The organism is Streptomyces sp. NPDC005533, from assembly GCF_042871845.1.
In the GTDB taxonomy this organism is placed as follows: Bacteria; Actinomycetota; Actinomycetes; order Streptomycetales; family Streptomycetaceae; genus Streptomyces.
On the sequence record NZ_JBIAJH010000009.1, the window covers coordinates 125144 to 140408 of the forward strand.

Here is a 15265-nt window from a genome sequence, read left to right on the forward strand (position 1 = left end):
CCTACGCGCCCCTCTCCCGGGCCGAGACGGTGACGTGGTCGACGCGCATCGCATGGCCCGGCTCGGTGGCGGGGCCGACGGCCCCGCCGTCGGCGAGCGGGAGGTTGCCCCCGACGGCCACGTTGAGGATCAGGAACACCCCGTGGTCCACGGCCCGCCGCCACGTCCCGGCGTCCATCCGGGCCGCCGTCACCCGGTGGTACACCCGGCCGTCCAGATACCAGCGCACCTCCTCCGCGCCGGGAGCGAGATCGACCTCGACGGCGTACGCGTGGAAGTCCGACCGACAGCCGGAGCAGGGCTGCGGCCCGGATCCCAGCCCCACCGGCTCCTCGCACGGGCCGCCTTCGAGGACCCCGCAGTGCATCGTGCCGAAGACGGTGTCGTGCCCGTTCACGGACTCCATGACGTCGAGCTCACCGACCCCGGGCCAGCCCGTGTAGCCCTCACGCAGCGGCGCCCCCAGGGTCCAGAACGCCGGCCAGTACCCCGCCGCCTTCTCGCCCGTCACCTCCGGCAGGGCGATCGACGCCTCGATCCGCAGGATCCCGCCGGGCGGCGGCGCGAAGTCGGCGCGGCGCGTCTCGATGCGCCCCGAACTCCACTGCCCGTCCTTCCGGGTGGGCACGATCTCCAGCGCGCCCTTCCCGTCGAGACGGACGTTGTCGGTCGCGTCCGTCATGGTCTCGACCTCGCCCGTGCCCCACCGCGGAGCCGGGCACCCCGGATAACAGGTGCCGAGGTCGTGGACCCAGTGGGCGGCCGACGGGGGACTGCCCGCCGGGCCGTCGAAGTCGTCCCGCAGCAGCTGCCGCCACCCGTCCGCGCCGGCCGGCCCCCCGGCCGCGGCCGCGGCGGGCAGGGCCCCGGCCTCCGTGAGCAGCCGCTCCAGCCGCTCGGTCAGGACCACGGCCGCCACATTGGTCAGGTGCGCGTCGTCCCGGTAGAGCAGGATCCGGTCGAGGACGGCCGGGCAGGTCGGCCCGTCACCCGGGCACAGGACCGGGTTCACACTGACGCTCCGTACGCCGGGCAGCGCACCGGAGGCGATCCGCGCCGCCAGCGGATCGGGACGCAGGGCCGCCGCCCGCCCGAAGGCACAGGCGCCCGCCGACTCGGGACGGCCCGAGACGCACGCCGGGACGTCCGTACCGGGCACGGGGGTGTCCTCCACGTAGACGAGGGGCGCCCCCAGCGCCCTGAGCTGCCGCAGCGTCCTCTCCCAGCCCTCGGCCAGGAGCCCCGCGTCGGTGGTGTAGCGGTTGAGGGAGGCGATCACGATGAGCCGCGGCTTCGGCTGCCGCCTCAGCCGCTCCAGGGTGTCCGCCCGCCAGGTGTCGCACTCCCGGTAGGCGCGGCCGAGCTGGGGGCTGTCCACCGCCAGCTCCGGCAGCGGGCAGCCCTGCTTGACCAGCTCCTGCAACGCCCAGCCCCGCTCGGCGGCCAGTGCCAGCATCGGGGAGAACCACTGCCCGGCGTGCGAGTCGCCGAGCAGCACGATCCGGTCCGGGCTGTCCACCGCGCCGAACAGACAGTCCGGGCTGCGGGTTTCGGCCGGGGCGACCTCGCAGGCCCCGTCCGGCGGGAAGTCCGCCCGGGCCTGGACGGGGCTCGGCACCACCGGACCGTCCACGAGCGGGGTACCGGCGGTCCGGGCGAGCAGCGTGGGGCCCGAGGCGGCGCCCGGCGGCAGCCCCTTCGGGTCCACCGGGGCGGCCGGGCCCAGCAGGTGCAGGGTCGTGGTCCCGATCACCAGGGCGAGGACGACCGGCAGCACGATGGCCGTGACGCCCACCGACAGTCCGCGGCGGGGGAGTTCGGCGACCGTACGGCTGCGGCGCAGCGGCTGCTCGACCCAGCGCAGGGTGGCGAGCGCGGGCAGTACGGCCGCCAGCGTCAGCGCGGTCTTCGCGGGCCAGCCGAGCGGACCGGTCCGGGCCTCGGCGAGCACGAGCACCGGCCAGTGCCACAGGTACAGGTTGTAGGAGAGCCGCCCGACGGCCCGGGGCGCCCGCCCCGCCAGCAGCCGGCCGACCTCGTGGACGCCCGGGGCGTGCCGCTCGCCCCGGCCCGGGATCGCGGAGAGGATCACGGCGGCGGTGGCCAGGGTCGGCACCAGCGCCGCGTGACCGGGGTAGGGGGTCGAGGCGTCGTACGCCACCACGCACCAGCCGATCGCCGCGGCGCCGGCCCAGCCGCACAGCAGCCGCAGCGGCCGCGGCCCGCGCATCAGGTGCCACGGCAGCAGGGCGAGCAGCGCACCGACCCCGAACTGCCAGACGCGCGAGGGCGTTCCGAGGTACGCGAGGGAAACGGAGTGCCGCGTCCAGTACAGGGCCAGGGCGAACGACGCGAGGGTCAGCGGCGCGGCGACCAGCACCACGACGGAGCGGACGGCCCGGCCCCGGCGGACCGCCCGGGCCGCGCAGAGCACGAGCACCGCCAGCAGCGGGGCCCAGAGCAGGTAGAACTGCTCCTCGACGGCGAGGGACCAGAAGTGGAGCAGCGGGCTCTGGTCGTGCCCCGCCGCGAGGTAGTCGGTCCGCTGCGACACGAACCGCCAGTTGGCCACGGACAGCGCTGCCGCGACGACGTCGTGCTCCACGTCGGTGCGGCGCAGCGGTACGGTCAGCCACGCGCCGGCCACAGCCACCGCGCCGAGCACCACGGCGGCCGAAGGCAGCAGCCGTCGGGCCCGCCGGGAGAAGAAGTCCCCCAGCCGGATCCGGCCGGTGGTGATCGCCTCGCGGACCAGCAGGCCGGTGATCAGGTAGCCGGAGATGACGAAGAAGACGTCCACGCCGACGAAACCGCCGCTCGCCCAGGGAATCCCGGCGTGGAAGGCGAGGACCGCGAGGACGGCGACCGCGCGCAGCCCCTCGATGTCGGGCCGGAAGGCGGACCGGTGCGGGCTGGGACCGGACTCGGCGCCGGAGCGGTATCCGGACGGCGGCGCGGCGGGGCTCCGCCGGCCGGGTGTGAGGAGGAAGGACATGGGGTGACGGCGCCTTTCAGCTCAGCCAGGGAAGCATCGGGTCGACCCAGCCCGAGGCCAGCAGGCCGGTGAGCAGGAGCACCGCGGAGGCGGCGACGGTCTCGGGCCAGCGGCGGGGCAGCATGCCGGTACGGGGACGCAGGGCGGCCCGTACGCGGGCGCGCAGCGGTCCGGCGACCGGGTACAGCTCGGCGGAAAGGTCCCGGATCAGCGGGACGTTGATCTGGCACTGCACCAGGAGGTAGAGGAGCAACCCCCAGTTGGGCTCCCAGCCGTTGCGGGACACGGCCAGCGCGAGCCCCGCGGCGGCCGCGCCGTTGGACAGGACGAGCCAGACCAGCGAGACGGCCACCACCCGACGGGCCATCCCGCCGGGAGCCGCCGCACTCCGCGTACCGGTGGGCACCCAGGCCGCGCTGCGGCCCCGCAGCGTGTGCAGGAAAGCCGTCGCGGCGGCCACACTGGTCAGGACGTTCGCCCGGATCACCTCGACCCGCCAGCGGGTCCGGCTGATCCGCGGCAGCAGCACGTGCCAGAGCCACAGCGGGGCGAGCAGCGGCAGCACGTGCCAGGGCCGGATGTGGTCCGGGTACCAGAACATCATCACCAGCGGAGGCAGCGGCGCCGCGAAGGTGTTCACCGCCGTGGTCAGGTAGCCGACGATCCCCTCGTAGAAGCACAGCCGCATCCGCCAGGGGGCGCGCATCCGGCCCAGGACGGGCGTGCCGAGCAGGTGGAGGTTGCCCATCGCCCACCGGTACTGCTGGTTGACGAAGGAGGTGACGTGGTCGGGAGAGGTGCCCTTGGCCACCAGCACCGGTACGTATAGGGTCCGGAACCCCTGCTCGTGGAGGGCGAGTCCGGTGTAGAGGTCCTCGCTGTGGTCGAGCCGGGCGAAACCACCGGCCAGATCGATCGCGCTGCGCCGGTAGACGGCGTTGCTGCCGCAGCAGATGGCGGCGTCGCTCGCGTCCCGGGACGGCTGGATCCACCGGAAGAACCACTCATGGGCGGAGCCGGCGGCGCGCTGGATCCAGCCCATGGTCTCGTCGGTGTCGAAGCACTGCGGGCTCTGCACGATCCCGACGCCGGGGTCGGCCAGGTACGGGACGAGGTGGCGCAGGAAGTCCGGCCTGGGCGCGAAGTCCGCGTCGAGGATCGCGATGAACTCGGCGCCGCTCAAGGTGAGCGCGTGGTTGAGGTTGCCGGCCTTCTTCAGGTGCCCGCGGTCGGGGCGCACCACGTAGGCGTAGCCGTACGAGGCGGCCAGCGCGGCGACTTCGGGCCGGTCGGCGTCGTCGAGGACCCAGACGTTCAGCGCGTCGCCCGGCCAGTCGACGGCCGCCACCGCGCGGTAGGCGTTGTCCAGGACGGGGAGCGGCTCGCCGCAGGTCGGCAGGTACAGGTCGACGTTGGGCAGGGCGGCGGGCCGCCAGGCGTGGACGAGCACCTCGTGCGACTGCCGGGTGAGCCGGCGCTGGCGCAGGCTGTTGACGGAAGAGAGCGCCAGGGCCACGACGTTGAGGCCGAGGACGGCGAGGAAGGCCCACAGGGCGGGTGTGCGCAGGGCGAAGGTGAACATGGTCGCCGCCGTGAACACGAAGGCGAGCGAGGTGGCGATCAGGACCCAGCGGCGTTGCGGTCCGAAGTACCAGTAGAGCTCTTCGTCGGACGGTGGTTGCGGAAGATGAGGAAAGGTCATAAAGCCCCCCACGGCTGTGCATGTGCGTGTTTCAGGTGACCCAGCCTAGTGTTAAAGGTATAGACCACTGTCACGTGGGGATGAACAATCCTGGAACTCACGGCTGTTGCCGACCCGCACCGTCGGCCCCGGTCGCAGACCGGGACCGACGGCAGGTGGTGGCGGACAGCCTCCCGGACGGGTGCTAGCGGCGCGCGTCCACCACCGCGAGGAGCTTGCCGCTGGTCGGGCTCCGGTCCAGCGACGCACCGTCCACCGCCTCGACCACGAGGTCAAGCAGCCGCTCCGTCACAGCCGAGCGGAGCTCCGGGTAACCGGCCAGGAACACCTCCCGCAGCCGCTCCGGGTCCGTCGCCCCGGCCCGCTCCACCCGTACGGTCAGCAGCTCGCGCGCGTCCGTACGCTCCAGCCGGATCTGCAACTCGCCCCGGTGTCCGCCCCGTTCCTCCGCGAGGTCCAGGAAGCGGCGGTGGTTCAGGAAGTACGTCGCCACCCGCATCACGTCACCGGTGCGCCCCCGCAGCTCGAAGCGGGGCGCGTGCCGGCCGCACGGGCACCGGCCCGGCACCTCCCGGCCGAGGTCGCCGATCACGTACCGGCCCAGGTGCTGGCCGCGCCGGGCGTGCGTGGCGAAGACCAGTCGGCCCGTCTCGCCCGGCCCCACCGGCCGGTCCTCGGCCAGGTCCACGATCTCCATCGTGTGGAGGTCGGCGTGCAGGTGGTGGATGCCGCCGGAACTCTCGGTGCACTGGTAGCCCAGCGGCCCGAGGTCGGTGCTGCCGTAGGTGATGGAGCGCACGGTCTCGATCCCGAACGTCGCCTTCAGTGTGCGCTGTTGCTCCTCGGTGAAGTGCTCGCCGCCGTAGAAGACCTTGCGCAGGCCGCCGTACGCGCGCAGCGCGTCCGCTTCCGCGTGCAGCAGCTGCCACAGATAGGAGGGCATCCCGAAGAGGGTGTCGGCCCCGAGGTCGATCAGCGCCTGCGCCGTCGCGCGGTGGTCCGGCCCCGCGGACAACGGGAGTTGCACCCCGCCGAGCCGCTCCAGGACGGAGAAGAAGCTGATGAAACTGCCGTACATGGCGCCGCAGTAGAAGAGGTTGGCGGTGCGGTCCCCCACCGGGTCGTAGCCCGCGGCGAGCAGACCCCGGGCGGCCGCGTGCATCTGGGTGTCGTAGTCGTCGTAACTGAAGATCGACAGAGCGGGAGCGCCGGTGCTGCCGCCGCTGCGGAAAAACAGCTCGGCATCGGCCCGCGCCACCCGCGGGCCCGAATCCTGCACGTCCTCCTTGCCCAGCAGCGGGCCCGCCGGCCGCGGCAGGACGACCGGACGGGCGAGGTCGTCCAGGCAGGCGGTGCTGACGAAGCGGACCGGGTCGGCCTGGACCGCGACGCGGCGGCTGTAGCGCTGCAGGGCGTAGACGCCGTCGTGCGGTTCGCCCGCGTAGCTCTCCAGCATGGCGCCGACCGGCGTGACACGGGTGACGCCCGCCGCCAGGGCGGTGCGGGAGAGCTCCGCGATGTCGGCCGGGCTGCCCGCGAGGCCCGCGGTCTGCAGGTAGCGGCGCATCGGGCGCAGGGTGGCGATCAGCCGCTTGCGGGGCAGCGGCTTGACCCACACGCTGCGGTGCAGCGGCGAGGCGGTGAGCGGGGAGCGGGTGTCGGCCATGACCCGCCACGAACCGTCGGCTGCGGCGAACACCCGGGTCAGGCCCAGGTGTTCCTCCAGTCGCGCCATCAGCTCGGTCGTGGTCAGCTCGGCCTCCTCGGCGGAATCCGACCCGCCCGCCGCTTCGGCGGTCACGGCCGGCGGCCGGGCCGCGAGCACCGCGGCGAAGCGCTCGGCGAACGCGAACACCTCACCCTCGTCCTCGGTGTCGAGGTAGACCACCTGGGGGCTGGAGCACGCCTGCTGCTCGTGCAGGCACACGTCGTCCGCGAGGGCGTCGAGCGTCGCGGAGTCCGACCAGGCGTCGCCCGTCAGGTACGCGAAGGAGATCCGGTGCCCCCACTCCACCAACCGGCAGCCGGCCGGCACATGGGCGGCCACCCCTTCGACGGCGCCCTCCCCGCCCCATACGGCGACGGCGTCCGCGGGCGCGCACATCAGGCGCAGCCACTCCTGCCGGGACGACGGGAAGCGCAGCACGACGATGCGCGCGGCCAGCGCTCCGCTCGGGTCCAGGGCGGCGAGCTCGGCCATCAGGTGCTGGGTGAGGAGGGTGTCGGCGCTGCTGGTCTTCAGCACGTTGACGTTCCCGGCGAGCAGGCCCTCGACGATGCTCAGCGGCGCGACCGTCGAGGCGTTGCCCGGAGCGATGTGCGCGACCAGGCCGACGGGCGCCCAGGCCTCGTAGACCGTCTCGCGCGGATCGGCCCGGTTCAGCCGGCCGGGAGTCGCGCTGCCCAGTTCCCGGCGCAGCTTGCGGGTCAGCTCCCGCCGGCCGAGGAGGACACCCAGCTCGGTCAGGACGGCCGGGTCCTCGCCGTCGGGCAGGTGCGGGGCGAGCCGGGCGTGCACCGGGTGGGCGGGGTCGCCCAGGGCGCCGGCGAGCGCGTCGCAGGCGGCCAGCACCGTCTCGGTCTCCAGCCCCTCGGCCAGCGCGGCCTCCACGGCGGCCGGCAGACCGGCGAGGCGGCGCCCGGCCTCCTCGTCGCCGACGAAGGCGCCCTGCCAGTAGTGGTGCGCGGCGCCGTCGCCGTGCTGCTCGTACGCGGCCTCGGTCTGCGTCACGGTCACGCCATGCCCTTCATCAGTTCGGCTGCGGCCACCGCGCAGCTGCGGTTGCGGCTCACCCCGGCACGGCCGTGCACGGTGAACCAGGGGGTCTCCAGCTCGCACCCGCAGGCGTCGCCGGGCCGGAGGGAGGCGAGGTCGCCCATGAGCACGCTCTGCGCCGGCACCGAGGTGATGTACGGCGACACGAGGTGCAGGTAGCCCGGCTCGCCGTACGGCAGCGGTTCGAGCGTGCGCGTGGAGCGGATCGTCACCCGGGACCACACGGGGGCGTGCAGCCGGTGGTGATCGCACTCGATGTACGGGATGCAGTGCTCCACCGACCCGAAGGTGTCCCGGATCCGCTCACCGGGGACGCCCAACTGCTCGGTGACGCGGGCGTACAGCTCCTCCTTGCCGATGCGGCGGTCGGCGTGCCCCTTCCAGCCGCCGCCCAGGACGACGAGGGAGCCCTCGGGCAGGCGCAGCGGAGGCAGCCCCATGGCCCGCATCCGTTCCAGCGTGAAGAAGAGGAAGGCCGGGAAGCCGAGGATGCGCACCGGGGCGTCCTCGCGCGCGAAGCGGCGCAGCGCGGCGATGCAGCCGAAGGGGTCGAACTCGTGCTCGCCGCCTGTGTTGCGCAGGGCGTACGCGACGCTGCGGGCCGGGGCGAAGTCACACAGGTAGTTGTCGGTGAAGGCGGTCCCCAGGTTCAGGGACGGGGCCGGCTCGTAGCTGTAGAGGAGGTAGTTGACCTCCTGCTCGGGGGTGATCCAGCCGTTGCGCTCGAAGATCCGGGCGACCATGCGCTGGGCCGAGCGGATGGTCCACTGGTCGAAGAACATCTGCGACTTCTGGCCCGTGGTGCCGGAGGAGGTCAGGTGCAGCTCGACGTCCTCGCGCGGGATGGAGAGCACCTCGTGGCGCTTGAAGAAAGTCGCGTGGACGAGCGGCGTGCGGTACGGCTCGGCCGGGGGAGTGGCCTCGTACAGGGAGCGGAAGAACGGGGAGCGCTCGGTGTGCCAGGCGTTGGCCTCCGCCATGGCGGCGGCGAACAGTTCGTCCTCGGCGGGCCCGAAGGCGTACGGATCGGTCAGGTCGCACAGCCGCTGTACGTGGGGCAGCAGGGCCGGGTCGGGTACGGAGACCGGTGCGAGATGGGGGTTCTGGTGGTGCGTGGCGGCCACCGGGCTCGGGGGAATCACGGGGTCCGTGGGGTGCGTGGGATTCATGAGGCGACCTCGGATGATGTGGGCAGATGGGTCGACGCCCAGGCCGACGTGTAGCAGTCCAGATAGGGCTGGAGGGGCGGTTCTACGGCTACGCCGCGGAAGTCGATGCGCTCGCTGGTACGGGACAGCACGGCGTAGTCGTGGAAGCCGTCGCCGTCCGCGCGCATCGCCGGGTAGAGGGCCCCGGCGACGAACCCCTGGGCGAGGAACGCGGAGAGGGCCTCCCGGTGGGCCAGCGGCACCAGGGCCTCGATGTAGCCGGCGCCCGCACGGGCCAGGGCCCGGGTCACGGGTTCGAGGTGGGCGGCCGCGGCGGCCGGGTCGGGGTGGGCGGTCAGCAGGGAGGCGTACCCGCCGGCGCGGTTGAGGTAGGCGTAGACCTCGAACCGGCCGTCCTCCGGAGTGAGCAGCACGTTCGGGGTGTGCAGCGGGTAGAACCAGCCCTCGGCGCAGGGGAACCGCTCGCGGAACCGGCGGCGGACGAAGGCCGGCGCCTCGATCGTCTCCAGCCGTTCGGCGGCCCCGTGCGGTGCGGGTGCCGGGAGCGGGCCGGCGTCCGCGCGGACCCCGGGGTAGCGGATGCCGAGGGCGGCCTCGGCGGTGCGCAGCAACGGCAGCAGCGGGGCCGGCACTTCGGTGACGGGCAACCGGCGGTCGAGCACCCCCGCGGAGTGACGCGCGTAGAGTGCGAGGCTCTCGCGGCTGCGGAGATCCACCGCGTTGGGCAGGATGCCCAGCGGGCGGAAGCCGTTGCGCGCGACGACGCGCTGCGGACCGGAACCGACGGTGCGTACGGTCGCGTACACCGAGTCCAGCCGCCCCGTGTCCAGCATCCCCGCGCACAGCGCCTCCGTCAGGGCGGCGGCCAGGCCCGCCGAGCGGTGATCGGGGTGGACGGCGATGCCCTCCAGGCGGCCGATGCGGCTGCCCGGTTCACCGTGGATGGCGGCGGACGACGTCAGGGCCCCGGTGTCGGCGCAGCGGCCGACGAGCCACAGGGAGTACGGGTCTTCGATGAGCCGGGCCATCTCGGCCGGGTCGGTGCCGAGGGCCACGGGGTAGTGCGGCCCGTAGACGGCGTAGTAGAGCTGGCGCAGTTCGGCGATGTCCGCTCGGACCGCCGGGGTGATGACGGGCTTCACCGGGTGCCTCCGAGGACTTCCGGGGCCCGCGAGGGCTCGGGTTCGGGCGTACGGGACCCCAGCAGGGCCAGCGCGCAGGCCGCGGGCAGCAGGCCGACGCCCTGCACCAGGCACAGGGTCCGCGGCGAGAAGAGGTCGCCCGCGGAGCCGAACACCAGGGACGCCACCGGCAGGGAGGCGCCCAGCACGGCCTGCATCACGGCGAAGAAGCCGGGCTTGTCGGCGGTGGGCACCAGCCGCTGGAACAGGGCCACGAAGCGGACGCTGACCGCCCCGGCGCACCAGCCGGCCACGGCCAGGCAGCCCGCGATGACCGGGCGGTGCGGGAACAGGCCGGGTAGCGCCAGCGCGAGGGCCATCAGGCCCAGGGACCAGGCGCCGGCGACCGTGGGCCGCCCGGGCACGCGGGTGCCGGTGAAGGCGCCGACGAGGGCGCCCGCGCCCAGCGAGGCCTCCAGCAGGGCGACCGTGCCGCCCCCGCCGTGCAGGACCGAACGGGTGTAGAGGGGGATGACGACGAACACGGCGGCGGTGAAGAGGTTCGCTGCGGTGAAGCAGACCAGGATCCGCCGGACGTAGGGCAGTTCGCCGAGGATGCGGCGCAGCGGGCGCCGCGCCGGCGGCTCGTCCGAGGAGGCCGCGGACGAGGCGGACGAGGAGGGGCTGCGGAAGCGGGCGCTCGCGACGAGGACGGCGGCGCCGGCGTAGGCGGCCGCGCAGCCCGCGGCGAGTCCGGCCACACCGGCCCGGTCGACCGTCAGGGCGCCGAGCAGCGCCCCTCCGAGGCCCGCGAGGGACTGCGTGGAGAGCTCGAAGCCGGTCGCCGTCTCGATGTCGGCGTCGTCGACGAGTTCGGGCACCGAGGTGGTCAGGCAGGGGTCGAAGAACGCCTGGCAGGTGGCGAGGGCGAGAGCGGCGCCGTACACCCCGGCCAGGGGCGGTCCGCCGCCCTGCGCCCACACCGCGAGGACGCCCGCGGCGGCCGCGGCCAGTGCGGCGGCGGTCCGCAGCACCGAACGGTGTGCGAAACCGGCCACCGTCCGGGCCACCACGGGGGCGAGCACCACGGCGGGCAGCGTGCAGAGCGCCATGAACAGCCCGGAGGCCAGACCGCGGGCGTCGCGGACGGCGTAGGCGACGATCCACCAGGACACGCCGACCTGGAACATGCGGACGGCGGCCTGGGTGAGGACCTGGCCGAGCCAGACGGCGCCGAAGGCGCGGTTGCGCAGGATCAGCGGCGCGCGCCGGCCGTCGGCCGCGACCTCGCGCGCGGCCTCCTCGGTCACGGGTGCGGCGGCGGTCATGCGGTCGGCCTCTCGTCGAGGACCCGGACGAGCTTGCCCGAGCGCGGGTTGACGGCGAGGTCGCGGTGGCGCGCCCACTCCACGGAGAGCGGGTGCACGAACCCGGCGCGCACACTGTCCGGATACAGCGGCCGTACGGTCTCCAGCTCGGCGACGACGGCCCCGGCCAGTTCCTCCCGGCCGTGGTCGGGGTCGCCGGGGGCCGTCGCCAGCCGCAGGACGAGCCCGTCGCGGCCCTCCCAGCGGCGGACGACGAGCTGCGTGCCGACCACCCGCCCCGCGGTGTCCGCCGCGGTCACGGCGTCCTGGGCGTCCTGGGTGTAGAGGGAGACGGGACCGACCCGTACGCCCTCCTCCGCGCGGCCGAGGATCCGGAAGTGCCCGGGCCCCGTGCCGGTCCACTCGGCCCGGTCGCCGGCGGGGTAGCGGATGATCGGCATCAGGCGGCGGAAGAGGCTGGTCACGACGACGCGGCCGGGCCTTCCCGGTTCGGTGACGGGCTCATCGGTGGAGTCGTCGAGGATCTCGACGACCGAGTACGGGGTGAAGGCCCGGTGCACGCGGGCGTCGGCCCCGGGCACCGGGCGGCCGAGGAGGCCGGCGTCGACGCTGGCGTATCCGACGGAACGGGCCTCGGCGCGGGGGAAAGCGGTGGCCAGCAGGCGCCGTTGGTCGTCGAAGAGCGCCTCGCCGCCGAAGAGCAGGAGCTCGACGGAGTCGAGCCGGACACCGGACGAGACGACCTGCTCGGCGAGCCGGCACAGGGTGGTGGGCGTGCCGGTCAGCACCTGGGCGGCGAGATCGCGCAGGGTGGGGATCGTCGACTCCAGCGGCGCGCCGCCGCCGATGGGCAGCCGGACGTTGTCCACGGGCGCGTGGGCGAGCGAGTCGAGGACGAAGAGGAAGCTGGCGTACAGCTCCCCGGCGTAGAAGAGATCGGCGACGCGGTGTCCCGGGCGCAGGCCCGTGTCCACCATCCCCTGGCCGAAGGCGGTGACGAAGGTGCGCCACTCGTCGCGCGTGTAGACGGAGAACTTGGGGGACCCGGTGGTGCCGCCGGTCTTGTAGACCGTGGCCTCGCTGAGCGGGCCGGTCAACACGCGGCTGTCGTGCAGCGCGTTGGCGTCCCAGAACTCCCGCTGGTCGACCACCGGCAGGTCGGTGAGGCGGTCGGCGTGCGGCGGCAGGGACGCGTAGAGGTCCCGGTAGAAGGGTGAGTTGTGACGGGCGAAACGTATGAGGTCCGAGAGTTGCTGGGCGGACATGGGCCTTTGCCTTGGTGACGGAAACGGGACGGGAGCCCCGGCGGCGCACGGCGACGACGAAAGCTCGCCTGCGGCTTCGACCGGTGTGACGGGGGACCCCCCCGGTGCCCCCGGCTCCTCGACGCACGCCAAGAGCTGACGCGCTGTCACAATCATGAAACATCAGTGCGCTTGTCACCAAATTGGCCGAGGACTTCCGGCCAGCGTGGCCACATCCACCAATATGTGCGCCCCCGTCTCCTGTCCGTCAGGAGGCGGAGGCGCACGTCGACGCGGACGAGGACGCGCGCGGCGCCCGGTCCGTCACGGTTCAGGCCAGCAGTGCGGCGGCCTCCCGGCGTGCCTCGGTGAGCCACGCCGCGCGTTCCTCGTCGGCCGAGTCGGTGACGGTACGGAAGACGACGCGGCGCACGTCGGCGACTCCCACGTACGGCAGGACGCAGGCCGACCAGATGCGGTGCAACGGGTCGCCGAACTCGGACTCCTCGCGCTCGGCGGGAGTGTCGGACGTGTTCAGGACCAGCGCCCGGCCGGCCTTGAGGAGCCCTGCGGGCTCCCCGTCCGCGGTGCCCAGCTTGTAGGCGACGCCGGGGGCGAGGACGCGCTGCACCCAGCCGGCCAGGACGGCCGGTGGCATGCCCCACCAGTTCGGGTGGACGAACACCAGGGCGTCGAGCGTTCCCACCTCGGCCCGGTGAAGCGCCACCTGCGCGTCGTGGGCCCGCGCCGCCCACCGGACCGTCTCCGTCTCCTCGGCGGAGAGGGACGGCGCGAATCCCTCGGCGCACAGATCGTGCGCCACCACCTCGCACCCCCGCCCCCGCAGCTCCTCCACCACCGCCTCGAACAGCGCGTGGTTGAAGCTTCCCGGCCGCGGATGTGCGAGATACACCCCTGTGCGCATGACTCTTCCCCCAGTCGACACGAGCCGCCCTTCCGGCGGATCGTCATGATCGGTGAGCCACGCCCACCGGAGCGGGCGCGCCCGCCGCCTCCCCGGTCACTGACGCAGCGCCGAGTCCAAGCGGTGGCGCAGCAGGGCCAGTCGGCTGCGGCCGGGCTCGCACGCCGGCATCAGCCGCAGCAGGCCGCGTACCTCCGGCGGGGCGTGCCCGATCGCCCAGCGGAGCTCCTCGTCACCGACGGCCGTGTCGCCGCCCTCCGAGAGCTCGCGGGCGAGTGCGGCGTAGACGGCCGGCCCGTGAATGTGTTTCGCCTGGTGCGCAGTGGCCAACGCGTGGATGTACGGGGCCGCTGCGGCGTAGCACGCGGCGCGAGCGGCGGCCGTCGCGGCCGGATCGTCGACCTCGCCCGCGGCCTTGTGGCCGGCCCAGGAGGCGGCGCGCAGCCGTGCGGTGCGCTTCCCCGTGTGCGTGAAGGCCCGGAGGGCCTCGACGGCCTCGCGGGGGCGGGTGTCGTCGGGGGCGCTCGCCTCGAACAGCGGCAGCACCCGCTCGGCGCAGTCGGCGGCCCAGCGCCCGAGCAGTCGGCGGTCTTCATCGCTGATGGTCACCTGGTTCACCCGGACATCCTGCCGGTTCCGCCGCTCCGCGTCGCGCCGCTGCGGCTGCGGCTCCGGCTCCTGCTCCTGCTCCGGTTGAAAACACTAGCCATGTACATAGTAGCCATGTACTGTATCTCGTGTGAGTTCAGTAACTGAGGGCGCCACGGCGGGATTCCTGGTCTGGCGCCTGTCGACGAAGTGGCGGGTGGCCGTCGACCGGGCGGTCGCACCGCTGGGCCTGACCCATGCGCAGTACGCGCTGATGGCGTCGCTGTACGGCATGGGGCGCTCCGGGCTACGGCCCAGCCAGCGCCGGCTCGCCGACCACACGGGCTTGGAGCCGTTGTACGTCTCCAAGCTCGCCCGCGCTCTGGAGGCGGCCGGGCTCATCATCCGTACCCGGGATCCGAACGACCCGCGTGCCGTGCAGCTGTCGCTCACCGAGGAGGGGCGGGACGTCACAGGCCGCGCGATCACGGTGGTCCAGGGCCTGCTGGACCGGTTCCTGGAGCCGCTCGGGGGCCAGGACAGCCCGCGCACCCGGCAGTTCACCCGCGAGTTGGCCACCTTGCTCGACGCATCTCTTGATCCGCGCACCGAAAACGACGAGGAGCAACCATGACCACCACCGCGACGCTGGTCAACGCCCGTGTCATAGCCCTGGCGCACCACGCCCCGCGCGCCCTCCTGGAGGAAGTGCTCACCCGCCACGGCATCACGTTCCACCAGAGCGTGACGCTCCGGGCCGTCGCCGTCGCCGGCGAGTCCATCGGCCGTGACGCGCTCGTCGGCGACGTCAGCGGCTCGCTGAAGACCGACGCGTCGGTCGTCCGTGGCGTGATCGGGGAACTGGCGGCGGGCAAGCTGCTCCAGGAGGACCCGGCGGAGGCGACCCGGCTGCGGCTCACGGACGCCGGGCGGGAGCTGTACGAGAGCACCGCGGCGCAGAGCGCCGAGATCGCCGCCCGGCTGTACGCCGATATCCCGGCCGCGGACCTCGAGGTCGCGGGCCGCGTGCTGACCCTGGTCACCGAGCGGGCGAACGCCGAGCTGGCCGGCGCCACGCGGACCCCCTGAAGGCTGTCGCGGAACGCGTGCGTCAGGGCGTTCCGCCCGGGGACCAAGGCCGATGCCCACGTGTGCCACTGGCGGCCGGCGGAGGAAGACCGCCCGGTCGACGTGCGAAGGGCTCCCGGGCGGACCTCCCTCCCCAGGCTGCCCTGTCACCGACCGGGGCAGGGTGAACACGGCCGCGGCCTGCGCCGAACGGGACTCACCCGGATCAGGTGACACGACTGGTGATCACCAGTGATCGCGGTTTGAGTGGGGAGCGCGGACGGGCCACGGTCCGCACCCGCACCTGCACCCGCAGCTCCAGACCCGAACCGACCCGACCCGAGCCGAC

General features: G+C 73.7%; 11 protein-coding genes. 2 read left to right on the forward strand and 9 right to left on the reverse strand.

The annotated features are described in order from the left end of the window. Window position 1: 1 nt before the first annotated feature. From ACFYP3_RS11880 to ACFYP3_RS11920, 9 genes are all read right to left on the reverse strand, one after another. The gene (locus tag ACFYP3_RS11880; RefSeq protein ID WP_388830557.1) at window positions 2–2995 is read right to left on the reverse strand and encodes an SGNH hydrolase domain-containing protein; all 2994 of its coding nucleotides are present in this window, start codon (window positions 2993–2995) and stop codon (window positions 2–4) included. 16 nt (window positions 2996–3011) lie between these two features. Continuing rightward, on the reverse strand, window positions 3012–4697 hold the full coding sequence (locus ACFYP3_RS11885; RefSeq protein WP_388830560.1) for a glycosyltransferase family 2 protein: 1686 nt from the start codon (window positions 4695–4697) through the stop codon (window positions 3012–3014). Window positions 4698–4881: 184 nt separating this feature from the next. Then, window positions 4882–7434 (reverse strand): acyl-CoA reductase, encoded by a 2553-nt coding sequence (locus tag ACFYP3_RS11890; RefSeq protein ID WP_388830563.1) that lies wholly within the window; start codon window positions 7432–7434, stop codon window positions 4882–4884. After that, the gene (locus ACFYP3_RS11895; RefSeq protein ID WP_388830566.1) at window positions 7431–8642 is read right to left on the reverse strand and encodes an acyl-protein synthase; all 1212 of its coding nucleotides are present in this window, start codon (window positions 8640–8642) and stop codon (window positions 7431–7433) included. The genes ACFYP3_RS11890 and ACFYP3_RS11895 overlap by 4 nt, the downstream gene beginning before the upstream one ends. Continuing rightward, window positions 8639–9784, reverse strand: coding sequence for a GNAT family N-acetyltransferase (locus tag ACFYP3_RS11900; protein WP_388830569.1), 1146 nt, complete (start codon window positions 9782–9784; stop codon window positions 8639–8641). The genes ACFYP3_RS11895 and ACFYP3_RS11900 overlap by 4 nt, the downstream gene beginning before the upstream one ends. Beyond that, the gene (locus tag ACFYP3_RS11905; RefSeq protein ID WP_388830572.1) at window positions 9781–11091 is read right to left on the reverse strand and encodes an MFS transporter; all 1311 of its coding nucleotides are present in this window, start codon (window positions 11089–11091) and stop codon (window positions 9781–9783) included. The genes ACFYP3_RS11900 and ACFYP3_RS11905 overlap by 4 nt, the downstream gene beginning before the upstream one ends. Continuing rightward, window positions 11088–12356, reverse strand: coding sequence for a phenylacetate--CoA ligase family protein (locus tag ACFYP3_RS11910; protein ID WP_388830575.1), 1269 nt, complete (start codon window positions 12354–12356; stop codon window positions 11088–11090). Before ACFYP3_RS11910 ends, ACFYP3_RS11905 begins: the two co-directional genes overlap by 4 nt. 310 nt (window positions 12357–12666) lie before the next feature. Then, window positions 12667–13260: an NAD(P)H-dependent oxidoreductase gene (locus ACFYP3_RS11915; RefSeq protein ID WP_388830578.1), complete on the reverse strand. Its 594-nt coding sequence runs from the start codon at window positions 13258–13260 to the stop codon at window positions 12667–12669. A gap of 96 nt (window positions 13261–13356) precedes the next feature. Next, entirely contained in the window at window positions 13357–13878 is a 522-nt protein-coding gene (locus tag ACFYP3_RS11920; RefSeq protein ID WP_388830581.1) for a putative immunity protein, read from the reverse strand. A gap of 121 nt (window positions 13879–13999) precedes the next feature. Here ACFYP3_RS11920 and ACFYP3_RS11925 point away from each other — a divergent pair, with 121 nt between their 5' ends. Further along, window positions 14000–14482: a MarR family winged helix-turn-helix transcriptional regulator gene (locus tag ACFYP3_RS11925; protein WP_388830584.1), complete on the forward strand. Its 483-nt coding sequence runs from the start codon at window positions 14000–14002 to the stop codon at window positions 14480–14482. After that, entirely contained in the window at window positions 14479–14937 is a 459-nt protein-coding gene (locus tag ACFYP3_RS11930; protein ID WP_388830587.1) for a MarR family winged helix-turn-helix transcriptional regulator, read from the forward strand. Before ACFYP3_RS11925 ends, ACFYP3_RS11930 begins: the two co-directional genes overlap by 4 nt. Window positions 14938–15265 lie beyond the last annotated feature (328 nt).

Excerpts from the sequence above, each read along its gene's own strand:
- ACFYP3_RS11905 (WP_388830572.1), bottom strand. The coding sequence starts at position 11,091 with ATGACCGCCGCCGCACCCGTGACCGAGGAGGCCGCGCGCGAGGTCGCG.
- ACFYP3_RS11915 (WP_388830578.1), bottom strand. The coding sequence starts at position 13,260 with ATGCGCACAGGGGTGTATCTCGCACATCCGCGGCCGGGAAGCTTCAAC.
- ACFYP3_RS11910 (WP_388830575.1), bottom strand. The coding sequence starts at position 12,356 with ATGTCCGCCCAGCAACTCTCGGACCTCATACGTTTCGCCCGTCACAAC.
- ACFYP3_RS11880 (WP_388830557.1), bottom strand. The coding sequence starts at position 2,995 with ATGTCCTTCCTCCTCACACCCGGCCGGCGGAGCCCCGCCGCGCCGCCG.
- ACFYP3_RS11895 (WP_388830566.1), bottom strand. The coding sequence starts at position 8,642 with ATGAATCCCACGCACCCCACGGACCCCGTGATTCCCCCGAGCCCGGTG.
- ACFYP3_RS11930 (WP_388830587.1), top strand. The coding sequence starts at position 14,479 with ATGACCACCACCGCGACGCTGGTCAACGCCCGTGTCATAGCCCTGGCG.
- ACFYP3_RS11885 (WP_388830560.1), bottom strand. The coding sequence starts at position 4,697 with ATGACCTTTCCTCATCTTCCGCAACCACCGTCCGACGAAGAGCTCTAC.